This is a genomic window from Desemzia incerta, from assembly GCF_900115825.1.
GTDB classification, from domain to species: domain Bacteria; phylum Bacillota; class Bacilli; order Lactobacillales; family Carnobacteriaceae; genus Desemzia; species Desemzia incerta.
Map to the genome: position 1 here is coordinate 1 of NZ_FOXW01000005.1, position 20,559 is coordinate 20,559.

The 20,559-nt window shown below is 38.2% G+C and carries 21 protein-coding genes, 7 tRNA genes, 2 rRNA genes and 2 riboswitches; of the genes, 23 read left to right on the top strand and 7 right to left on the bottom strand.

Going from position 1 to position 20,559, the window contains the following annotated elements; all coding sequences use genetic code 11:
* Nucleotides 1-5: 5 nt before the first annotated feature.
* From rrf (BM137_RS07065) to BM137_RS07160, 20 genes are all read left to right on the top strand, one after another.
* Nucleotides 6-121 (top strand): 5S ribosomal RNA (rrf, locus tag BM137_RS07065).
* A gap of 11 nt (nucleotides 122-132) precedes the next feature.
* A tRNA-Asn gene (locus BM137_RS07070) sits at nucleotides 133-206 on the top strand.
* A gap of 41 nt (nucleotides 207-247) precedes the next feature.
* Nucleotides 248-320: transfer RNA gene (locus BM137_RS07075), tRNA-Thr, on the top strand.
* Between the two features lie 235 nt (nucleotides 321-555).
* Nucleotides 556-1,074: a YtxH domain-containing protein gene (locus BM137_RS07080; RefSeq protein WP_092480475.1), complete on the top strand. Its 519-nt coding sequence runs from the start codon at nucleotides 556-558 to the stop codon at nucleotides 1,072-1,074.
* 134 nt (nucleotides 1,075-1,208) lie between these two features.
* A riboswitch (TPP riboswitch) is annotated at nucleotides 1,209-1,307 on the top strand.
* 54 nt (nucleotides 1,308-1,361) lie between these two features.
* Nucleotides 1,362-1,460: riboswitch (TPP riboswitch) on the top strand.
* Nucleotides 1,461-1,595: 135 nt separating this feature from the next.
* On the top strand, nucleotides 1,596-2,342 hold the full coding sequence (gene thiM, locus BM137_RS07085) for a hydroxyethylthiazole kinase (protein ID WP_092480476.1): 747 nt from the start codon (nucleotides 1,596-1,598) through the stop codon (nucleotides 2,340-2,342).
* Nucleotides 2,339-3,154: a bifunctional hydroxymethylpyrimidine kinase/phosphomethylpyrimidine kinase gene (gene thiD / locus BM137_RS07090; RefSeq protein WP_092480477.1), complete on the top strand. Its 816-nt coding sequence runs from the start codon at nucleotides 2,339-2,341 to the stop codon at nucleotides 3,152-3,154. The genes thiM and thiD overlap by 4 nt, the downstream gene beginning before the upstream one ends.
* Nucleotides 3,144-3,770, top strand: coding sequence for a thiamine phosphate synthase (gene thiE, locus BM137_RS07095; protein WP_092480478.1), 627 nt, complete (start codon nucleotides 3,144-3,146; stop codon nucleotides 3,768-3,770). Before thiD ends, thiE begins: the two co-directional genes overlap by 11 nt.
* A gap of 108 nt (nucleotides 3,771-3,878) precedes the next feature.
* A complete protein-coding gene (locus BM137_RS07100; RefSeq protein WP_092480479.1) occupies nucleotides 3,879-4,157 on the top strand; it encodes a GNAT family N-acetyltransferase in 279 nt (92 codons plus the stop codon).
* Between the two features lie 228 nt (nucleotides 4,158-4,385).
* A tRNA-Glu gene (locus BM137_RS07105) sits at nucleotides 4,386-4,457 on the top strand.
* A 26-nt stretch (nucleotides 4,458-4,483) separates the two neighbouring features.
* Nucleotides 4,484-4,556 (top strand) — tRNA-Thr (locus BM137_RS07110).
* Nucleotides 4,557-4,778: 222 nt separating this feature from the next.
* On the top strand, nucleotides 4,779-5,225 hold the full coding sequence (locus tag BM137_RS07115) for a DUF4385 domain-containing protein (protein ID WP_092480480.1): 447 nt from the start codon (nucleotides 4,779-4,781) through the stop codon (nucleotides 5,223-5,225).
* 37 nt (nucleotides 5,226-5,262) lie between these two features.
* Nucleotides 5,263-5,709: an aminoglycoside 6'-N-acetyltransferase gene (gene aac(6') / locus BM137_RS07120; protein WP_218147497.1), complete on the top strand. Its 447-nt coding sequence runs from the start codon at nucleotides 5,263-5,265 to the stop codon at nucleotides 5,707-5,709.
* A gap of 165 nt (nucleotides 5,710-5,874) precedes the next feature.
* Nucleotides 5,875-5,958 (top strand) — tRNA-Tyr (locus BM137_RS07125).
* A 4-nt stretch (nucleotides 5,959-5,962) separates the two neighbouring features.
* Nucleotides 5,963-6,034 (top strand) — tRNA-Gln (locus BM137_RS07130).
* A 15-nt stretch (nucleotides 6,035-6,049) separates the two neighbouring features.
* Nucleotides 6,050-6,165 (top strand): 5S ribosomal RNA (gene rrf, locus BM137_RS07135).
* Nucleotides 6,166-6,178: 13 nt separating this feature from the next.
* Nucleotides 6,179-6,251, top strand: a tRNA-Lys gene (locus tag BM137_RS07140).
* Nucleotides 6,252-6,433: 182 nt separating this feature from the next.
* Complete coding sequence (gene cdaA / locus BM137_RS07145) at nucleotides 6,434-7,276, top strand: diadenylate cyclase CdaA (RefSeq protein WP_092480481.1); 843 nt, start codon at nucleotides 6,434-6,436, stop codon at nucleotides 7,274-7,276.
* Nucleotides 7,273-8,439: a CdaR family protein gene (locus tag BM137_RS07150; protein ID WP_092480482.1), complete on the top strand. Its 1,167-nt coding sequence runs from the start codon at nucleotides 7,273-7,275 to the stop codon at nucleotides 8,437-8,439. The genes cdaA and BM137_RS07150 overlap by 4 nt, the downstream gene beginning before the upstream one ends.
* Nucleotides 8,440-8,515: 76 nt before the next feature.
* On the top strand, nucleotides 8,516-9,868 hold the full coding sequence (gene glmM, locus BM137_RS07155; protein WP_092480483.1) for a phosphoglucosamine mutase: 1,353 nt from the start codon (nucleotides 8,516-8,518) through the stop codon (nucleotides 9,866-9,868).
* 82 nt (nucleotides 9,869-9,950) lie between these two features.
* A complete protein-coding gene (locus BM137_RS07160) occupies nucleotides 9,951-10,496 on the top strand; it encodes a dihydrofolate reductase family protein (RefSeq protein WP_092480484.1) in 546 nt (181 codons plus the stop codon).
* A 54-nt stretch (nucleotides 10,497-10,550) separates the two neighbouring features.
* Here BM137_RS07160 and BM137_RS07165 read toward each other — a convergent pair whose 3' ends face one another.
* Together BM137_RS07165 and BM137_RS07170 are read right to left on the bottom strand one after the other, a co-directional pair.
* The gene (locus BM137_RS07165) at nucleotides 10,551-11,681 is read right to left on the bottom strand and encodes an NADH-dependent flavin oxidoreductase (RefSeq protein WP_092480485.1); all 1,131 of its coding nucleotides are present in this window, start codon (nucleotides 11,679-11,681) and stop codon (nucleotides 10,551-10,553) included.
* Between the two features lie 150 nt (nucleotides 11,682-11,831).
* Nucleotides 11,832-13,817 carry an alpha/beta hydrolase family protein gene (locus BM137_RS07170; RefSeq protein WP_092480486.1) on the bottom strand — a complete coding sequence of 662 codons (1,986 nt, stop codon included), beginning with the start codon at nucleotides 13,815-13,817 and terminating at the stop codon, nucleotides 11,832-11,834.
* Between the two features lie 249 nt (nucleotides 13,818-14,066).
* Here BM137_RS07170 and BM137_RS07175 point away from each other — a divergent pair, with 249 nt between their 5' ends.
* Nucleotides 14,067-15,023: a 2-hydroxyacid dehydrogenase gene (locus BM137_RS07175; RefSeq protein WP_092480487.1), complete on the top strand. Its 957-nt coding sequence runs from the start codon at nucleotides 14,067-14,069 to the stop codon at nucleotides 15,021-15,023.
* 183 nt (nucleotides 15,024-15,206) lie between these two features.
* Here BM137_RS07175 and BM137_RS07180 read toward each other — a convergent pair whose 3' ends face one another.
* The 3 genes from BM137_RS07180 to BM137_RS07190 all read right to left on the bottom strand — a co-directional run bounded on the left by BM137_RS07180 (nucleotide 15,207) and on the right by BM137_RS07190 (nucleotide 17,538).
* A complete protein-coding gene (locus BM137_RS07180; protein ID WP_092480488.1) occupies nucleotides 15,207-15,908 on the bottom strand; it encodes a zinc metallopeptidase in 702 nt (233 codons plus the stop codon).
* Nucleotides 15,909-16,206: 298 nt separating this feature from the next.
* A complete protein-coding gene (gene trhA, locus BM137_RS07185) occupies nucleotides 16,207-16,854 on the bottom strand; it encodes a PAQR family membrane homeostasis protein TrhA (protein ID WP_092480489.1) in 648 nt (215 codons plus the stop codon).
* Nucleotides 16,855-17,271: 417 nt separating this feature from the next.
* Complete coding sequence (locus BM137_RS07190; protein ID WP_092480490.1) at nucleotides 17,272-17,538, bottom strand: hypothetical protein; 267 nt, start codon at nucleotides 17,536-17,538, stop codon at nucleotides 17,272-17,274.
* A gap of 403 nt (nucleotides 17,539-17,941) precedes the next feature.
* Between BM137_RS07190 and BM137_RS07195 the strand changes: the two genes are divergently transcribed.
* Both BM137_RS07195 and BM137_RS07200 read left to right on the top strand, forming a co-directional pair.
* Complete coding sequence (locus BM137_RS07195; protein ID WP_092480491.1) at nucleotides 17,942-18,838, top strand: helix-turn-helix domain-containing protein; 897 nt, start codon at nucleotides 17,942-17,944, stop codon at nucleotides 18,836-18,838.
* Between the two features lie 112 nt (nucleotides 18,839-18,950).
* Nucleotides 18,951-19,151 (top strand): hypothetical protein, encoded by a 201-nt coding sequence (locus tag BM137_RS07200; RefSeq protein WP_092480492.1) that lies wholly within the window; start codon nucleotides 18,951-18,953, stop codon nucleotides 19,149-19,151.
* 37 nt (nucleotides 19,152-19,188) lie between these two features.
* Here the strand turns inward: BM137_RS07200 and BM137_RS07205 are convergent, their stop codons facing one another.
* Nucleotides 19,189-20,061 carry an SDR family oxidoreductase gene (locus tag BM137_RS07205; RefSeq protein ID WP_092480493.1) on the bottom strand — a complete coding sequence of 291 codons (873 nt, stop codon included), beginning with the start codon at nucleotides 20,059-20,061 and terminating at the stop codon, nucleotides 19,189-19,191.
* 113 nt (nucleotides 20,062-20,174) lie between these two features.
* Nucleotides 20,175-20,495, bottom strand: a complete 321-nt coding sequence (locus tag BM137_RS07210) for a putative heavy metal-binding protein (RefSeq protein WP_092480494.1) — start codon at nucleotides 20,493-20,495, stop codon at nucleotides 20,175-20,177.
* Nucleotides 20,496-20,559: the final 64 nt, after the last annotated feature.

The window sequence follows — 20,559 nt, forward strand, 5'->3', positions numbered from 1 at the left end:
ATATGTGTGGTGATGATGGCAAGAAGGTCACACCTGTTCCCATGCCGAACACAGAAGTTAAGCTTCTTAGCGCCGAAGGTAGTGAGGGGTTTCCCCTTGTGAGACTAGGACGTTGCCACGCATAGTTTTTATTCCGCAATAGCTCAGTTGGTAGTAGCGCGTGACTGTTAATCACGATGTCGCAGGTTCGAGTCCTGCTTGCGGAGTCTTTTTTTTTACATAAAATTACAGATCCACTTATAAAAGTGCCGCTTTAGCTCAGTCGGTAGAGCGCTTCCATGGTAAGGAAGAGGTCGCCGGTTCGAATCCGGCAAGTGGCTTTCTTAATACAAATAAGTTAAAAGTCGTGCAGACGCTGGTTTACAGTGATTTGTACGGCTTTTTTTTGTGCAAAAAGACCTTTAATGGTTGTTATTTATAAAAAAGGTTTTCTTTTTCCTTCTGATAATGCGTATTGCTTTTGACATTCTGTTTTATGTTATATGATGTTCGTATAGATATTCTCTTATAGAGATAGAAAAGTCGGCAATATAATTTGAAAGGGGCACAAATAAAATGAAAGCATCGAAATTAATGAACACAGGTATGGATTACGCGCAAGACGCATTTGAGATGGCTAAGGATCATATGCCATCCTCTCATCATTTAGCTAAGAAGAAAATGATGATGGATGCGAAGTTAGCTAAAGGTGCTACAAAAGCAATGCCAGCTAAAGTTAAACGAATGGAACTAGCAAAAATGATTGCTTTACCTCTAGCAGGTGCTTTAGTAGCGTTATTGTTTGCACCAAAATCTGGTAAAGAATTAAGAACAGATATCAAAAGCAAATTTGTGGATGTAAAAGATACTGGTATGGAAAAAACACAAGAATTAAAAGGTAAATATAGTGCTGATGAAGAAACTTCATACGACCCTTCAGATAATTATGATGAATCTGTAGAGGCTCATGGAAATGTGCATGGAACAGTTGCAGAACCCACAGGCGATGAGACGATTCCGGCAGACAAATTAGATGAAACACTTGATGATTTAGGGTATTCATCTGAAGACGAACTATTAAATGAAGATAAATAATTTTTTAGGACACTCCAGTTTGGTCAGCTGACTTGGCTAAACTGGAGTGTCTTTTTTTAGATTTTTAAACGAGTATGGTATCCGTACTACGCATTGCATTTCATCTTTATGTGTAGTAGAGTTATAAGTAATTAAATGTTTTGCAGGGGGACACAGTTGTGTTGAGAAGGTTAAAACCTGACCCTTTGAACCTGTTAGTTAACACTAACGTAGGGAGCACTGTTTACATATGAAATAAATATGTATTGAGCTCTCCATTATTATGGGGAGCTTTTCTTTTGTAAAACTTTTGATTGCGGGGGGACACAATTGTGTTGAGAAGGTTAAAACCTGACCCTTTGAACCTGTTAGTTAATACTGACGTAGGGAGCAATAGTGTTTTATGCGCTTTTTTGACCTCTACAGCTTATTGTAGGGGTCTTTTTTATGCTTCTGTCAAAAGAGGAGGATAGAGAGGAACAATAGATTACCTAGTGTAAAAAGATATTTTAAGTAAAAAAGATAAATGGAGGAGTTAAAGAATGTTATCACAGATTAAACAAGCAGCACCTTTGATTCATTGTATAACCAATTATGTTGTAGCTAACTTTTCAGCTAATGGATTACTTGCAGTAGGAGCATCCCCTATCATGGCTGATGAAATAAAAGAGGTTTCTGAAGTAGTCTCTTCTTCTGATGGGTTGTTGATTAATATCGGAACCGTAAATGACTTTACGATAGAGTCTATGTTGGTTGCTGGCAAAAAAGCAAATGAATTAAATATTCCAATTGTGCTTGATCCTGTAGGTGTAGGCGCTACAGATTACAGAAAGAGAGTGGTTCGTCGTTTGTTGAAGGAAGTCAAATTCAATTTGATTCGTTGCAACGCTGGAGAATTAGCGTCTATAGCTGGAGCAGACTGGCAAGCAAAAGGAGTCGATAGTGGGGAAGGTTTTGCGAATACCGATACGATAGCTCGGGAAGTGGCTTTAAAGTATGGGTGCATGGTAGCTGTGACTGGGAGAACTGATTTTTTAACTGATGGGCATGCTGAATACCACATTTGTGGAGGGAACGAGACAGCGACACATATTACAGGGATGGGCTGCTTACTGAGCGCTATTTGTGCAGCATCGTTAGCCAGCAGTAATAGGAAAGAAGAGTTGAAGAGTCTAGCCGCTACTTTAAAGGATTACAAAAAAGCAGCTGAACTCTCTTTAGATGAAAACGGGTCGTTTATCGCTCAATTTATAGATAATGTACAAAAAATCGCGGAGGTAAAAAAATGATTTCATTAACCATTGCAGGGTCTGATTCAGGTGGAGGAGCCGGAATTCAAGCAGATATCAAAACGTTCCAAGAACTGGGTGTATTTGGAACAACAGTCATAACTGCATTAACTGATCAAAATACAAAAGGGGTTCATGGAGTTTTTAAGGTGACGCCACAGTTTGTTCAGCAACAATTGTCATCAGTGCTGGAAGATTTTTCTATCAAATCGATCAAAACGGGTATGCTCTATTCCGCTGAGATTATTGAGGCTGCAGCTGCTGTTTTAAGAGAGCAAAAGATTCCTCTAGTACTTGATCCGGTGATGATCGCAAAAGGCGGGGAAAAGCTGTTACAGAACTCAGCTGTAGAAGCATTGATTGAACAATTATTACCCTTAACAACAATCTGTACTCCTAATATACCAGAAGCTGAAGTTCTTACTGGGATGTCTATTAAAGATTCAAAAGATATGGAAAGAGCAGCTCGTAGTATTCTACAAATGGGATCCGACTGGGTAGTAATAAAAGGGGGACACACAGGTGAAAAAGATGCTGTTGACCGAGTGTATGGTCACGACGCAGCTTTTACCATGACAACTCCTAGAAAAAAGACAGACCACACGCATGGGACTGGTTGTACTTTTTCAGCAGCGATTACAGCTAATATTGCCAAAGGATATACTATACCTGAAGCAATTATTGAAGCCAAAAAGTTTGTTCATTTAGCAATTAGTTATCCCCTTTTTATCGGGAGCGGAAAAGGACCCACCAATCATTTTGCTTTTAATCAACAAAAAGGAGTTTGCGAGGTGGTAGTGAATGAAGCGTGAAATGTTAGAGATATATTTTGTCATGGGGTCTAATAACTGCAAAAAGGATCCGCTTTTGGTACTCCGTGAAGCATTAGAAGCAGGCATAACTTGTTTTCAATTCCGAGAAAAGGGAGAAGGAGCATTAACAGGACAAGCGTATGAAAAGTTTGCTTCTGACTGCCAACAGCTGTGTGCTGCTTATCAAGTTCCTTTTATTATTAATGATGACGTAAACTTAGCATTGAAGTTAAATGCTGATGGGATTCATGTTGGTCAAAATGACTTAGCGATTTCTACTTTTCGTGAACAGGCTAAAGGTAAAATCATAGGAGTGTCGGTTCATAATGTTCATGATATGAGAGAAGCTATAGCTGATGGAGCGGATTACGTAGGAATTGGACCGATATACACGACTCAAACTAAAAAAGATGCCCAACCACCAACAGGAGTGACCGCTTTAAAAACTATACGAAAACAGTTCAATACGTTCCCTATCGTTGCTATAGGAGGTATAACGGAAGCAAATGCTAATAAAGTTCGTTCAGCAGGTGCAGATGGAGTAGCTTTAATATCAGCGATTTGTCATAGCACACAGATCAAAACGACAGTAGAAAACTTGCGTAGAACAGTCTAAAGCTGGGAATTGTTGTTTTCGAACAAATGGAGTAAAAATAAGAAAACTGGAAGGGTCCCTTGAGAAGTGTTAAAATAGAGTCAAATGATAAAAGGAGTGGTAGATACCATGGATTTCGAAAAAGGGGAAAATCGTTTTTACAAAAATGATGAAGCTGGAAATTTAATTGCTGAAATCACTTATGTACCTTCTGGAGAAGATAAAGTATTGGTTGACCATACTTTTGTAGACCCTAGCCTAAGAGGGCAAGGAGTAGCAGAACAATTAGTCGATCGTACTGTTCAAGAAATGAAAAATGAAGGTAAGAAGATTGTTCCAGTTTGTCCCTATGTGGTGACTTTATTTGAACGCAAGCCGGAAAAATACCAAGATATTATGGCAGACTAAATTTTATTAAACAATTAGAAAGCTGGAATTTATTCATTTTGCTGGAGTCTGAGGCCAGCAGAATGGACTAATTTCCAGCTTTTTTTGTTATTAAATATGCAAAAAATCAATATTAATGAATAATTATTAGAATAATATTAAAAATAACGAAAAAAGACGATCTTCTATTTACAAGAGATACAATATTTTATATAATTCTCTTTGTGCTCAACAAGCATTAGTCTTTAAGGCCCGTTGGTCAAGCGGTTAAGACACCGCCCTTTCACGGCGGTAACACGGGTTCGAATCCCGTACGGGTCATTTTAGTTTCAGGAATAATCGCGTTCGCCGGCTTAGCTCAGTTGGTAGAGCATCGCACTCGTAACGCGGGGGTCACAGGTTCAAGTCCTGCAGCCGGCATAATACGAAAAAAACAGGTTCACAAAAGGTTTTAAAAACTTTTGTGAACCTGTTTTTTTTAGGTCGATTTACGATATGTCATAGAGATGTAGGGACAAGAAAACAGAAAAATTGATTGGAATGCACAAGTAGAGTAAGGTTAAATAAGATGATTAGTATGTATTGTAGTTGGAAAACAACAGACATAGGTCTATGCAACAAAGCAACTAAAGAGGTGATGAAATGGCATTTGATTACGATCTTGATTTTGATAAAATAAACTTCCGTAAGCAACCTGAATTATACAGAGTAGGAAGAGGAGAACAAGGCGTACTGCTGGTAGAGCCTTACAAAAGTGAGATTCTTCCTCATTGGCGATTTAAGACGCCGGAAATCGCTACAGAATCGTCTGAAAAAATTTATCAAATGTATTTAAAATATAAAGAAGATCAAGATTTCGTCGGAATGGATATGGCTAGGAAATTTCTTCAAATGGGTTACACTAGATCCAGACGCTACGCAAATTATAAAGGCGGAAGAAAATATGAGGAAAATGGCGAAATTAAGGAACGAACGATTGATGAAGAAAAAGCAAAGTCAGCTGCTATTTTTGAAAAGAAATGGAAGATCGTCAGAGAAGATGAAGATTACCTCAAATTGAAAAAAGAGCATCAAAAAAAGTATGGCTGATCAAGTAAGGTGATAAAAATACTGAGGATGTTGATAAATGACAACTATTCAAGTAATGAAACCTTCTGATATTACTCTTGTTGCTAAAATGGCGCAAGAGTTGTTCAAAGAAAATGATTTTGCTGCGTTAAAAAAAGAATTCGAGTGCCTGTCGGGAAGTAAAAAAGACACTATATTAGTTGCTAAAGAAAATAAAGGCACTGCAGGTTTTATCCATATGTCTTTAAGATATGAGTACGTTGAAGGAACCACATCTACACCTGTAGCGTATATAGAAGGTATTTATGTGAAGCCCGACTATCGTCAGCGTCATGTAGCACATAAATTGATTTCGGCAGGAGAAGGATGGGCTAAAAGTAAAGGGTGCACGCAAATAGCGTCGGATGTAGAATTGTACAATACTATTAGTCAGAAAGTTCATCAGAAAACTGGATTTAAAGAAGTGAATCGTCTTGTTTGTTATGTGAAGTCTATAGAATTGTAGCCAAAATTCAGATTAGGGCTTTTAGATCACTCTTTTAAAGGGGAGATTATTCAGGATAATGAATAATAAAACAAAAAAGCATTTTCTCTCTTGACAGAATGGTGTGTTTAATTGTATTATATTCTTGTTGCTGATTTTTGATTCTATTTTCTGCAATGATTTATTGGAGGGGTAGCGAAGTGGCTAAACGCGGCGGACTGTAAATCCGCTCCTTCGGGTTCGGCAGTTCGAATCTGCCCCCCTCCACCATTTATGGGCTATAGCCAAGCGGTAAGGCAAGGGACTTTGACTCCCTCATGCGTTGGTTCGAATCCAGCTAGCCCAGTTAAATTAAACCATGTGTGGTTTTGATGGCAAGAAGGTCACACCTGTTCCCATGCCGAACACAGTAGTTAAGCTTCTTAGCGCCAAAGGTAGTGAAGGGTTTCCCTTTGTGAGATTAGGACGAAGCCATGCTGGTTTAATTTATGAGTCATTAGCTCAGTTGGTAGAGCATCTGACTTTTAATCAGAGGGTCGCAGGTTCGAATCCTGCATGACTCATTCCTAAGACTAGAAACAGAGTTCCTGTTTCTAGTCTTTTTTTTGTTCTTTTACAGCGGTTGAATGGAAGAGTTAGAAAACGATAAAAAGAGCTCTTAACGTGTCATCAAATAACGTTATTCAAACTAAACTGTGCTATAATATGGACTGAGTGACAATTTTACACTTTTGGAGGTGTCCACATGTCAATAGATTGGTCACTACTTTTTACATGGCGCTCGTTAATCAACATCATAGATGTTTTGATCGTTGCATTTTTTATCTACCAATTGATTATTGTTGTCAGAGGAACAAGAGCTGTTCAGTTATTGAAAGGGATTGCTATTATTGTTTTGATAAAGGTTGGAAGTTATTTCTTCCAGCTGCAGACAGTAGAATGGATTGTCGATTTAGTGATTCAATGGGCTGTATTAGCCTTGATCATTATTTTCCAACCAGAAATGCGCAGGGGATTAGAACATTTAGGTAGAGGTTCTTTATTTAACCGCAAGAAAAAGAAAAAGAACCCTGGAGAAGACCTTGTATCAAGTATACTAAAGTCTGTACAATATATGAGTAAACGACGCATAGGAGCATTAATTGCGATTGAAATGGAAACGGGATTAGAAGAATATGTCAACACGGGTATTTCAATGGGTGCGGATATTTCTGGAGAATTGCTGATCAATACATTTATACCCAATACTCCATTGCATGATGGAGCAGTAATCATTCAAGATTATAAAATTGCTTCAGCCGCCAGTTATTTGCCGCTTTCTGAGAGTTCGTTGATTTCTAAAGAATTGGGGACTCGGCACAGAGCTGCAATTGGTCTGAGTGAAGTATCTGATGCTTTAACCGTTGTTGTTTCCGAAGAAACTGGGGGAGTCAGTATTACCCAAAACGGTAATTTATACCGAGATCTTTCAAGAGAAGACTTTGAGGTTTTCTTGACCAAAGCATTAGTGACGGAAGAAGAAGAACAAACGGTCAACCCTATTCAAACTTTTTTCAACGGTTTCAAAAAGGGGGCTTCTAAAAAATGATGGAAAAAATAATGAATTCTCCTTGGTTTTTACGGATTGTAGCGCTAGGTTTTGCCGCATTATTATTTACTTATGTGAATAACGAAAACAGTAAACAAATCAATGCAAATAACCGTTCAGGCGGAGCAACAGTCAACAGTACGGAAATGATCACTGATTTACCGGTTTTAGTAGATATTGACCAAGAAAAATATTTTGTTACGGGGATCCCTGATTCAGTATCGATTTTGTTGGAAGGCTCGACAGCTATTTTGTTGAATACACTGACAACAGAAAGTTTTGATATTGTTACTCCTGATTTGAATGAGTTGGGTGAAGGAACGTACACCATAGAGTTGCTGCCTTCAGGCTTATCCGATGACTTGAACTATACGATCTACCCAGCTGAAGTGAAGATCACTATACAAGAACGAGTCAGCGAAAATTATGATATATCTGTGTTGTTTAACGAAGATTCATTAGCCAGAGGATATGAAGCTGGTGAACCTATTGTAGATTCAGATACTGTTCTCATAGAGGGTGCAGCAGACACGTTAGACCGAATTGCTAATGTACAAGTAAATGTTTCTGCGGAGGAAAATACGAATTCCGATATTACTCAAACTTTACCGGTCATTGTAACTGACGCAGCCGGGAACCAGCTGGATGTAGATGTAACGCCAAGTGAAGTGTCTGTTACTATCCCGGTGACATCAAACAGCAGAGACATTCCGATGTCATTGAAACAATCCGGCACTCCCGAATCTGGATACAGATATGAATTAGCATTTGCTGAGGGAGAAGACACTACAGCTAGCGTTGTAGCAGAAGAAGCGGTTCTGGACGCTTTGGAAGAAATTCAAGTGCCTGTTGATGTGACAGGTGTAACAGAAAGTTCTACAGTGGAAGTGACAGTTCCTGTACCTAATGGAGCTGCTTCAGTATTGCCTGAAACCATTGAAGTAGATATTAGAGTCTCAGAGGAAGAAACTGGGAATTCTCAGCCAGATAGGACGGATGAACCTCAACCTAGTGAATCTAGTTATGCTCCTGAGAGCAGTGAAGAAGAGAGCAGTCAAGAGTCCGAGGAACGAGAATCTTCAGAAAGCTCTAGCAGCAGCGGCAGTTCAGAATCTTCTTCTGAAAGCAGCAGCGAGAGTGCAGAAGAAAACAACGACGAATAAAAATGAATAAATAATAAATAATAAATAATAAACGAATAAGCAATCTATTCAATTACTGAAAAGGAGCTTTTTGAAAATGGGAAAATACTTTGGTACAGATGGAGTAAGAGGAGTTGCAAACTCAGAACTTACACCAGAATTAGCATTTAAATTAGGACGATTTGGTGGATATGTATTATCACAACACACTGAAGGGGACGAACAACCACGCGTATTAGTTGGTAGAGACACACGTATGTCAGGTCAATTGTTGGAATATGCATTGATCTCAGGTTTGTTGTCTGTCGGAATCGAAGTGTTAAAATTAGGCGTTATCTCTACGCCAGGGGTAGCTTACTTGACTCGAGTTCAAGGAGCAGCTGCTGGAGTTATGATTTCTGCTTCACACAATCCGGCACCAGATAACGGAATCAAGTTCTTTGGATCTGATGGATTCAAATTGTCAGATGAACAAGAAGAAGAAATTGAAGCATTATTGGACCAAGAAGATACCTTGCCTCGTCCTAGCGCAGCTGGGTTAGGAAGCGTAGAAGACTATAAAGAAGGTTCTCAAAAATACACTCAATTCTTGCAACAAACGATCTCTGGTGATTTAAGCGGACTGCAAGTTTGCTTAGATGGCGCAAATGGAGCGACAAGTCCATTGATCAATCGTCTATTCGCTGATTTAGATGCTGAATTCGACGTAATGGGTGTTTCTCCGGATGGAGTTAATATCAATGAAGGCGTTGGATCAACTCATCCAGACAAATTAGCAGAAATGGTTGTCGAACAAGGAGCTGACGCTGGTTTAGCTTTTGATGGAGATGGCGACCGTATTATAGCTGTTGACGAATTAGGAAATATCGTTGACGGAGATAAAATTATGTATATTTGCGGGAAACATTTGAAAGATAAAGGTCACTTGAAAAAAGACACGATCGTTTCTACAGTCATGAGCAACTTAGGATTCCACAAAGCCGTTGAAGCAGCAGGAATGAAAGCTTTAAAAACACAAGTGGGAGACCGCTATGTAGTGGAAGAAATGCGTAAAAATGATTACAATCTAGGTGGAGAACAATCAGGACACATGGTGTTCTTAGATTTCCATACTACGGGTGACGGACTGCTTTCAGCTGTTCAATTATTGAATGTTATGAAAGAAACAGGTAAGAAATTATCTGAATTAGCAGAAGAAGTTACAGAATATCCTCAAAAGCTAGTTAACGTAAGAGTTAGCGATAAGCACGGAGCTATGGATGTTCCTGCAATCAAAAAAGTAATTGAAGAAGTTGAAGCAGAAATGGCTGGAAATGGCCGTATTTTAGTTCGTCCTAGTGGAACTGAACCATTATTGCGTGTAATGGCTGAAGCGCCAACGGAAGAACAAGTTAACAACTATGTAGACCGTATAGTAGACGTAGTAAAAGCAGAAATTGGATTAGACTAAACAGTAGGAAAAAGGCAGAAAACTGTTTGATCAGTTTTCTGCCTTTTTTATTTACTGATAAAAGCATTAAGGAGGAATAAAAATGGATCAACAACGAAAAGTAGTCTTGTTTATTGCCTGTAGTTTGGATGGTTACATTGCAACCAAACAAGATGGATTAGAATGGTTGTTTAGTGTGGATGGTCAAGAAGAGAGTACGACTATCGTAGAAGAATTCGAACAAACGATTGATACCCTCATAATGGGAAGAAAAACGTATGATTGGGTGATGAACGAATTAGATGGGGAATATCCCTATGAAGATAAAGAAAATTATATCTTTTCAAGAACGGTTCCTCAAGTTTCGTCTAAAGGCATAACATTTACTGCCATAGATCCTACTGAATTGATCCAAGGATTGAAAAATCAAGCAGGAAAGAATATTTGGTTGATGGGCGGCGGTGAATTGATAGCAGATTTTCTGGAAGCTGATTTAATCGACAAAATGATTATTACGATTGCACCTATTCTGTTAGGAAAAGGAATTCCATTATTCAAAGAGGGCAATTATGAAATGGAATGGGAATTGACGAATGTTCGGCAGATCGTCCAATTTGCTGAACTTACTTTTGAAAGAAAATCCTTATAAGAAAAGCAGTTTTTATCAGAATGAGTCCTGATAAAAACTGCTTTTTAAAAAGTTTTAATCCTTAGTTGTTTCAAATGGAAGCCATCCTGGAGCAAGTTGGATATATTCCCACATAGCGTCAGGGATAACCAACTCTTGCTGATCAGAATATGAGATGGTTTTACGAATAGTGTCTTCTTTTCCGGAAAATACTTTATCTGCCCAATCCGGTTCTACGATCAGTTCACGTCCTAAAGCTACAATAGGAACGCCCATGTCTAAAACGGCTGCGGCATCTTCTGGCGTTTTAACAGAACCCACACCAATCAATGGAATAGAGTCGCCTATTTTTTCATGGATCAATTGCAAGACAGGAGTTTGATCGCTTTTATCGCGCATCGAACTTTGGAAAGCTGATCCTGTAGAGATATGGATGTAATCTAGTCCTGTATCTTTTAACTTGTCCAAGAATGCTAGTGTATCTTGTAAAGTGATACCTGGCTCTTCAAGTTCTTCTGGAGAAATACGATACCCGAAGATGAACGGTTTTTCAGCATAGGTTTGAATAGCTTTTTTAGCTGCTGCAATAACCTCTAATGGGAAGTTCATTCGTTTTTTAAGAGTTCCGCCCCAATGGTCTGTACGGCGATTTGAATGAGGGGAGAAGAATTGTTGGATCAAATACGTATTAGCACCGTGAAGTTCAACCCCATCAAATCCAGCTTGAATAGCTCGACGAGTGGCTTCGCCAAAAGCTTCAACCAATTCACGAACTTCTGAGTCTGGTAATTCTCTAGGTTCTTCTGCCCCTTCTCTTAGGGCAGGAACTGCACTGGCACTTACCGGTTGTACTCCTTTCAAAGAAGTACGATCTCCCATACGGCCTACCTGGAAGATTTGTAAAATGGCTTTAGAGCCTGTACTTTGGATAGAATCAGCTAATTTAGACAAACTTTCAATCCGATTATCTGATGCTGCGCTAAGTGAACCGGCAAATCGCCCGTCTTCGCGAACTTGCGCACAAGAAGTGATAACAGCACCTAGTCCTTTCGCACGTCGGTTAAAATAAGCTAATTCATCCGAAGTGACCATCCCGTTGACAAAAGAAGACTGGGTCGTCATCGGCGCCATAACAATTCGGTTCTCAATCGTAGCTCCTGAAGCAAACGTAAAAGGTTCAAATAATGATTGATAAGACTCTTTCATTCTAATTAATCCTCCTATAAGTAAAAACGTGATATGTGTGAACAATGAAAAGTATACCCAACGTACTTACAAAAGTATAGTATATTGAATTTCAGGTCATCAAAAGAGCCGAAAAAACCACATTTATCGGCTCTTTTGATGTTTATTAATTTAATGAGATTCAAACCAGTCAGAGACAGCTTTCAAACGGTCGATACGCAAGTTTGGCAAACCATTACGAGACAAACCGTGACTGGATTTAGGGAAAGTCATGAATTGAGTTTCCACTCCTTGCCGCTTCATAGCGATGTAGAATTGCTCTCCTTGCTCTTTTGGACAGCGCAGATCATCATCGCTGTGTAAGATCAAGATAGGTGTTTTAGCGTTTTTGGCATGAGCTAAAGGAGACATTTCCCATAACTTAGTAACATTGGATAAATCATTCTGCAGTTGGAACTGCACAAAGAAAGGTCCGACATCACTGGTTCCATAAAAACTGATCCAGTTTGAAATAGAACGTTGTGTGACCGCTGCTTTGAAGCGGTCTGTATGTCCTACGATCCAGTTAGTCATAAAGCCTCCGTAACTTCCTCCAGCCACATATACTGATTCAGCATCAATTTCAGGATGAGCAGCTAATACAGCATCTGTCCCCAACATCAAGTCCTGGTAATCCTTATTCCCGTAATCTCCTAAGATAGAGGCTACGAATTCTTGACCATATCCATTTCCGCCACGAGGGTTCAATAAAATGACCCCATAGCCTTTTGCTGCCAAGGATTGCATCTCATGGAAGAAGGTTTCGCCATAGCTGACTTGCGGTCCACCATGAATATATAGCACTGCAGGATGAGATGATGTTCTATCTTCAGGAGCTAAATACCACCCTTGGATATCCCAATCATCAGCGCCTTTATACCAAAACATCTCTGGTTTTGTAATGGTATATTCTTTTTCAAAGGCTTGATTAGGGTTATACAAATCGTTCAATTCACCGGTAGTCAAATCAATCACTCCTAATAAACTCGGGCGAGTAGGTGAAGAGTAAGTTACCGCAAACTGATTAGAACCAGCAAAAACGGCTCCATCGGTCAAGTGCAGAGGCTGATCAAAAATCACAGTAATATCTCCTGAACGAGTTCCTTTATACAATTTGATTTTCCCGTGTTCAGTTGTGGAGAAGACAAACTCTTCATTAGTTAGCCATATAGGATCGATGCCATTGACTTGCTGCTGGAAGTCGCCTACTAAGACATCGCCTAATTCGATATCGTGCTCTGCAGTTAAGCAAGTTAACTTTTGGGAGGCTATGTCATAGCCATAGAGTTTATTTTGAGAAACGAAAGCATATTCGAAATCATTTCCAATCAATAACAAATAGTCTTCTTCAGGAGACATAGCAGCAAAGCGAAAACTTCCTTTAGAAATAGAATCAGTCAATGAACGGCTTTCTTTAGAAGATACATCATACCAATAAACCGTTTGTCCGTACGCCCATTCATCGTCAGGAAGCAATTCATCTGCATAGATTAAATAACTTTCGTCTTTAGAGACATAATTCAAGCCGACAGGGTCTTTACGAGTCATGATGGTAGTAAGAGTTTTAGTCGCAATATCAATTTTCTTAATATGGTAATCTCGATCAGCAGGAAGGATACCTGCTCCATCTAATTTATAAGTCAATTTAGTGATAGTAGTTGCTTTAGGTAATGTGTCTGCTTTGTCAGCAGCAGTTTTTTGTGAAGAGTCATCCAGCTTTTCTTCTACAGTCAGATCGGTAGAAGTTTGATAATAAATACTGGAGCCATTTGATGTCCAATGGTAATTAGAGACTCCTTCTTTTTCATCTGTCAGCTGTATTGAAGTACCTCCATCTAATGGCATGATCATGAGCTGCATTTTTTTATCTTTTGTTCCGTTGGATAAAAAAGACAGCCATTTCTGGTTTGGAGAAATTTCAACGGCTGTATTAACCGACCCGTTATCACCCCAATCACGACGTTTTTTTGTCTTCGTATCCAAACTTTTGATTGCTGTATGATATGTATTTTCTGGTTTATCTATCTGAGTTTCTAAATAAAAAATCGTATCTTTCCATGTGACGGGCTGTGAGACATTCTTCAGTTCATATAAACTTTCGGTGGTTATTTTTTTCATTACTTTCCTCCTGAAAATAAATTTTGAATGGATTTAACTGTTTTATTAATTTGTTCTAATTTTCCACTTACTTTCTTATCATTATTATGCTTCTTATAAAGAAGTAATTCAAGTAGAAATAAAAAGAAGTTTGAGTGAGGCAAAGAGAGCTGATTTCACATTTCCAGTCATTTATTGGTACAATAAGAAGTGAGATAAACCTATTCCTAATGGATACAAATGTAAGAACAAAGAGAAAGGAAGAAATACATGCTGGTAAAATTACTTGAACCTTTAAGAGTCCCTAAAGAGTTGATTGATGAATTGGCACAACCGATTAAAGATAGAGGACATGATTTTGTTTATTATGAAGAAAAGACGACGGATACTGGTGAATTAGCTGAACGAAGCAAGGATGCAGACATTGTCATGATAGCAAATAATCCTTATCCAGAAGAGGCCATCCAAAAAGCTGATCATATGAAATTGATCAATGTCGCATTTACAGGCGTAGACCATGTAGCAGGAGATGCAGCAAAAGAAAAAGACATCAAAATCGCTAATGCAGCCGGCTATTCTGATCAATCAGTGGCAGAACTGGTTATAGGACTGACCCTTGATTTGTATCGTTCTATTTCCCAAGGAAACCAAGACATCCGTAAGAAGGATTTTCCTGGTTTGATTCAAGGAAATGAAATCAAAGGGAAGACAGTTGGAATACTAGGGACAGGCAATATTGGACTGATGACCGCACGTTTATTTAAAGCCTTTGGTGCCAACGTGATTGCATACAGTCGTACTGAAAAAGAAGCTGCAAAAGAGTTGGGAATAGAATACGTTTCTTTAGACGAACTAATGAAACAAAGCGACATCCTTTCCGTTCATCTGCCGTTGAATAAACAGACTAAGGGCTTCCTGTCAAAAGAAGAGTTGGCAAAAATGAAATCTTCTGCGATTTTGATCAATTGCGCGCGTGGTCCCATTATAGACAACGAAGCACTAGCAGAATTGCTGAATAACGGAGAAATCGCTGGAGCAGGAATCGATGTATTTGATATGGAGCCGCCTATTCCAAGTGATTACCCGTTGTTGAACGCGAAGAATGCTGTTTTGACGCCGCATGTTGCTTACTTGACAGATGAAGCTATGGTAGAAAGAGCAAAAATCGCTTTTGAGAATACGATTGCGTTCCTTGATGGGGAACCTAAAAATATCGTTCAAGAATAAGTGGTTAGTGAGTGTAGATCCCCATTGAGTTTTTCTCAGTGGGGATTTATTGGATTAGTGCTGATAAAAAACTACGCATGAGAGCGTTGACGGAGATTGAAGTATTTTTGAAAAATAAAAAATAGAGGGACTCTCGATAAAATCAAAGAGTCCCTCTATTTATACAATTATTGATTTCAACTTTTAATCGTTCCGTCTTCCTCCGCCGAATAAAAGAACTAAACGAAGAACTTGCAAGAAAGAAGCGACAGCAGCAGCTACGTAAGTTAAAGCAGCAGCACGCAGTACATGTCTGGCCTGATCTAATTCTTCAGGAGTCAAGAGTTGTTGCTGATCCAAGATAGCGATCGCGCGATTTGAAGCATCGAACTCTACCGGTAAAGTCACTAATTGGAAAACCAAAGTCAAAGAGAAAAATAGAATCCCTAAGTTGATCAATGATTGATTTCCGCCAAAAATCACACCGGCTATAATCAGTGGAAATGAAATTCCTTGACCGAAATTCGCTACAGGTACTAAGGTACTTCTTAAACGCAGTGGGAAGTAGTTCTCTTGATCTTGTATCGCATGACCGGCTTCGTGGGCAGCTACACCAATAGCCGCAACAGAAGTTGAGTTATACGTTGCATCAGATAAGCGTAAAATGTTGTTTTGAGAATCATAATGGTCGGTCAAATTTCCGGGTACTCGATCAAGAACAACATTTCTCAAACCAGAATTGTCTAAAATAGATCGTGAAACCTCCCAAGCAGTGAATCCTCTGTTATTTCTAGTGTCCGCATACTTACTGTATGTGCTACGAACATAAGTGCTTGCTATACCTGAAATCACTAATCCAATCAAAATAAAGATCATTGTTGGATCATAAAAAAAGTAAAATGGCATAATATTCTCCTTTCAGTTGTCAGTTGGCTTTATTATTCCCTTTAAGCGGCAACTTATCTTACTTTTATCATATCACGAAATGAGATAAAAAGAATTCATTAAGTCTATGACAATAGATACAAGAATAAGTATTATTGTACTTAGTGTAACAGATAAATGTGAATTTTTTGCAACTTCTAGTGATTTGTATTAACTGTTATTAAATTCATTCGATTACTATAATAGGGAGAACAAAAAAAGCTCTATAACTAAAGAAATACTTCATTAGTTACAGAACCAAATGGTTTGATTTTATTTGTTAGACATAAAATAGAATAGACAGAAACATTAATCCAGTACCGAGTAAAACAAACAAATGCCATACCACATGCATATATTTAACGTTTCGCAGGCTGTAAAAGATAGTTCCTACAATGTAAGCTGCACCGCCGGCTACCAATAAATACAACCCGTTTGTACCTAAGCCTTCGTATAGAGGTTTAAAAGTAACTGTACAAATCAAGCCCATTCCGATATAAACGATAGTGGAAACATTCGGGAATTTTTCAACAGCTACACTTTTAAAAATGATACCTGCCAGAGCGATAATCCAAATGATACTAAACATCACCCAGCCAAGCGTCCCGCCGATCGTCACCAAACAGTAAGGAGTATAAGTTCCTGCAATCAATACATAAATACTGCTGTGATCCAAAATTTTAAATAGTCTTCTCACACGTGTAAAACTCAAACTATGGTATAAGGTGGAACACAAGTAAAGAAGAATCAGACTAGTGCCATAAACAATGTAAGAGGCAAATTCTACTTTTGAACCGCTTTGAGACCCTTTCATAAGTAGTAAAACGAGTCCTGCTACACTTAATAAAACGCCGATGCCATGAGTGACTGCATTGAGTACCTCATTCCAGATCAAATATTTTTTCGTAAACGTAGGTGTTTTAACCAACCTAAATACCTCCTTTAAAGACTAAAATGGTACGGAGCACTCTAAGCTCTTTAATAAGATTATAGTAAATCTCCGATACGCGTTCAATAAATTCAGCTTAACACAGAATTTTCGTTATGTCATTACCTAGTTTCGGAAACTAGATGGAAAACTGGTTTATTTTTGAGACAGACTTTGACGGATATGTGATCAGTTCGTTAGAATACTCGAAATGAAACGTTGCTTTACGGGATATTGGTTTTCATTAGGTGGATTACATAGTACACTAAAAGAAAAGTTGACTGATTGAGCAGAAGAAAAAAATAACGGAAATACCTTTTGAACAATGAACACACTGTTCTAAAGTATTCCCGAATGTTGAAATTTGCACATGAGTTATACGCTTCTTTCTATCAGATTTTGTCTGAGCGATTGTCTCTATAAATTTATATCTAAGCAAATTTGTTTTAAAGTAATGGAGTGACCGTCATCTTTGCGAACAAAAAGCAGCTTTTGGACGTTCATAGTATACAAATCAGTTAACGTTAGATGATTTTTTCTCAAGATCATTTCAAGTGGAATATCCAATTCGTCATCAGCATTCAAAATGAAATCTTCTTGGTCGATTTTCAACTCTATTTCAGCGTCATTTTTGACTAAAACAAAAACGTATTGGACATTTAATACTTTTTCAATATGGTCCATTATAGCTCACTCCCATAATACATAAAGGTTGAATGGATATTAAAAGAACATTTTTATCATGTATTGAAATAAAGTTTATTTATAAAAAATGTCATTTATGAAAGGTGCAAAAGAGGAGGAGATTAGGATAAGTAAATTATCTGTTATCTTAAGAAGGGGTAAAAGTTCCTCTTTTGCATCTCTTCAATTCAAACGACTAGAAAAGAACGGGTAATAAAGCGTATGTTCCATACACAACAGGTGGAGCACCAGCAGTAACGAGAATACCTAAAATTGTAAAAAGATTCTTTTTGACAAATTTTTTCATAATATCACCTGACCTTTCTTTATTTATGTTTAGTGTACTACAAAAAAAATCAAAAAGTAAAATTGTGTCATATAAGAGAAAGTGAGGAAAAAGCCTATGGAACAAAAATACGGCTATGTATTGAGACGGTTGCGAGAAGAAAAAGGATACTCTTTAAGGCAAGTATCTAATGGTATTTTATCGACCTCCTTTTTATCGAAGTTTGAACGCGGGGAATCGAACATTTCTTTGAGTCATTTTATCAAAATCATTGAACGGATGAATATTTCTTTAGACGAATTTATTTTTGCAGCTAATGAATACAAACCTAGCGAATTAGATCGGTTGATGGCTGACATTGCGACAGCTTACCAGCGAAACAATACGTCAAAATTGACGCTCATAAAAAACAAAGAGTACGAAAAGTGGGAAGAGTATGGATTGAATGCCTATTTGTGTAATTCGATCATGGCGGAAGCTAAATTGTTGGACCTGCAAAAAAAAGAAATTGAGAAGAAAAAAAGAGAATACTTAGCCAACTACTTATTCAATATAGAATTATGGGGGAATTATGAGCTGGTCATTTACGCTAATTCTTTAACGATATTTCCACCATCAACGGTTATTGCATTATCTAAAGAAGTGGTGAAAAAGACATCCATGTATAAATTGGTTCATAAAAATTTTCTTCAAACATTAGCCATTTTAATCAATACAACGATTGTCTGCTTAGAAAACAACTTGCTGAATGATGCTTTATATTTTATTTTAACACTCGAAAATATGCATATGGCAGAGAATTTATTTTATGAACGAACTCTGTTGTTATTCTTAAAAGGGATTTATGAAATCAAAAAAGGCAATATTCCAGAAGGAGAATCTTTGTGTCGTAAAGCAATCGATACGATGTATACCATAGGATCTGAAGACTTAGCGATCAGTCATGAAGAATACGTTAATGAGATGATTCAATTAAAAAAAGAAGAATCTGTAATTATAGATTCCACTATATGACACAAAAACGTAAGTTATCTTTTTGATTCAGTATGAGTTGAAGTAAGAGAAAAAAATGGAATAAAGCTGCTTCAAGGAGAATAACTCAAGAAGAGCTATAAGGAGAAATAGTATGTGGTTTTTTGTAGGATTTTTATTATTAGCGATAGCAGTGCTGGTATATTTTAATGAAGGTGGACCTGCAACGATTGAAATATTCGGGATGATTGGTTTATTCATTTTCTTCATGTATCTTGAACTATGGCCGTTAAGCGCTATTGTAGTCATTATTTGGGTGTATCGAAAATATCTGAAAGCCAAGCGAAATCGATGATAAAAAGAGGTTGGGAACATTCCCAGCCTCTTTTTATTTACTCGACAGTATTTAAATAATAGACGATTTCCGTCAAAGATTGTTTTAAAGATATCGCTGGTCTTCCCATCAAGTAAGGCAGGTCCGCACTTTCGACATCTAAATCCCCTTTTCTGATAGCTCGCTGGATATCTAAAGAAAACTCAGCCATCACATCGGGAGTTCCGTTCGCAATCAATACTTCCTGATAGGTTTTGTCATCTACGTTTCGAACAATCACTCGCCTTCCCAGGATAGAGGTTAATTCCCTAGCCATATCTGCATAACTTGAAGGAATACCTGAGAGTTCGTAAATTTTATTAGTGTGTTTACCAGAAGCCAAAACGGCGGCCGCAGCTTCGGCGTAATCAACTCTTGGAACCCAACCAACTCTGCCGCTTTCAGCCGCTGTCAAAACAGGACCTCCAGCCAGAACATTCTTAATCACAGGGATCTCATTTTCTACATACCAGTTGTTGCGCAAGAAAGTATAGGGAATACCGCTTTTAATGATCGCAGCTTCTGTTTGGCGATGAACTTCAGCAACAGGTAGAGAACTAGTTTCTGCTTTGGATACGCTAGTATAAACAAGTAAGCCGACACCTGTTCGTTCGGCAGCATAAATGACGTTGGAATGTTGTCGGATGCGAGTTTCATCATCGCCTTGGGAAGATATCAGCAATAACCGATCAATTCCTGTAAAAGCTGCTTCTAATGAAGCAGGATCTTCGTAATCCGCTTGACGTATTTCAATTCTTTGCTCTTTAAATCGTTCTGCTTTAGCCAGGTCTCTGACTGATACTGCTAATTGTTCGGTTGGCACACGTTCCAATAAAGCTTGAACGACTTTTACCCCTAACATTCCTGTAGCACCAGTGATTAAAATCTTCATACTGAACCCTCCGAAAAATAGATTTTTTATACTGTCTAAATCAACCTGTTAGACCGCAAGTACAAAAAAAAGCTCAATGAACAATTCATTAAGCTCTGAACACATATAGAAAATCAATTTAATTTAACAGCTGTTCCACTGCAAGTGACCATGATCATTCCATTGTCTGCGCCCAATGTTTCATAGTCCATTTTAACGCCTACAACAGCATCTGCTCCCATTTGCGCAGCACGATTAACCATTTCGTCTAAAGCATTTTCACGAGCTTGCAGAATTTCATCTTCATATCCTTGTGAACGGCCGCCAAAAAAGTTTCTCATTCCTGCTCCAAGATCTTTCAAGAAATTGATTCCTGAAATCACTTCGCCAAATACGATTCCTTCATAAGAAGCAATTGTTCTGCCTTCTACACTTCCAGTTGTTGTTACAATCATGTCAACGCCTCCAAAAATTAGTAGTGGTATACGTGTAGAGTATACCACTACTAAAACAAAAGCA

Coding starts and splice junctions, on each gene's coding strand:
- BM137_RS07150 (WP_092480482.1), top strand. CDS start 7,273: ATGATGGAAAAAATAATGAATTCTCCTTGGTTTTTACGGATTGTAGCG.
- thiM (WP_092480476.1), top strand. CDS start 1,596: ATGTTATCACAGATTAAACAAGCAGCACCTTTGATTCATTGTATAACC.
- BM137_RS07175 (WP_092480487.1), top strand. CDS start 14,067: ATGCTGGTAAAATTACTTGAACCTTTAAGAGTCCCTAAAGAGTTGATT.
- BM137_RS07210 (WP_092480494.1), bottom strand. CDS start 20,495: ATGATTGTAACAACAACTGGAAGTGTAGAAGGCAGAACAATTGCTTCT.
- BM137_RS07190 (WP_092480490.1), bottom strand. CDS start 17,538: ATGGACCATATTGAAAAAGTATTAAATGTCCAATACGTTTTTGTTTTA.
- BM137_RS07080 (WP_092480475.1), top strand. CDS start 556: ATGAAAGCATCGAAATTAATGAACACAGGTATGGATTACGCGCAAGAC.
- thiD (WP_092480477.1), top strand. CDS start 2,339: ATGATTTCATTAACCATTGCAGGGTCTGATTCAGGTGGAGGAGCCGGA.
- glmM (WP_092480483.1), top strand. CDS start 8,516: ATGGGAAAATACTTTGGTACAGATGGAGTAAGAGGAGTTGCAAACTCA.
- BM137_RS07100 (WP_092480479.1), top strand. CDS start 3,879: ATGGATTTCGAAAAAGGGGAAAATCGTTTTTACAAAAATGATGAAGCT.
- thiE (WP_092480478.1), top strand. CDS start 3,144: ATGAAGCGTGAAATGTTAGAGATATATTTTGTCATGGGGTCTAATAAC.
- BM137_RS07200 (WP_092480492.1), top strand. CDS start 18,951: ATGTGGTTTTTTGTAGGATTTTTATTATTAGCGATAGCAGTGCTGGTA.
- cdaA (WP_092480481.1), top strand. CDS start 6,434: ATGTCAATAGATTGGTCACTACTTTTTACATGGCGCTCGTTAATCAAC.
- BM137_RS07180 (WP_092480488.1), bottom strand. CDS start 15,908: ATGCCATTTTACTTTTTTTATGATCCAACAATGATCTTTATTTTGATT.
- BM137_RS07195 (WP_092480491.1), top strand. CDS start 17,942: ATGGAACAAAAATACGGCTATGTATTGAGACGGTTGCGAGAAGAAAAA.
- BM137_RS07165 (WP_092480485.1), bottom strand. CDS start 11,681: ATGAAAGAGTCTTATCAATCATTATTTGAACCTTTTACGTTTGCTTCA.
- BM137_RS07160 (WP_092480484.1), top strand. CDS start 9,951: ATGGATCAACAACGAAAAGTAGTCTTGTTTATTGCCTGTAGTTTGGAT.
- BM137_RS07205 (WP_092480493.1), bottom strand. CDS start 20,061: ATGAAGATTTTAATCACTGGTGCTACAGGAATGTTAGGGGTAAAAGTC.
- BM137_RS07170 (WP_092480486.1), bottom strand. CDS start 13,817: ATGAAAAAAATAACCACCGAAAGTTTATATGAACTGAAGAATGTCTCA.
- BM137_RS07115 (WP_092480480.1), top strand. CDS start 4,779: ATGGCATTTGATTACGATCTTGATTTTGATAAAATAAACTTCCGTAAG.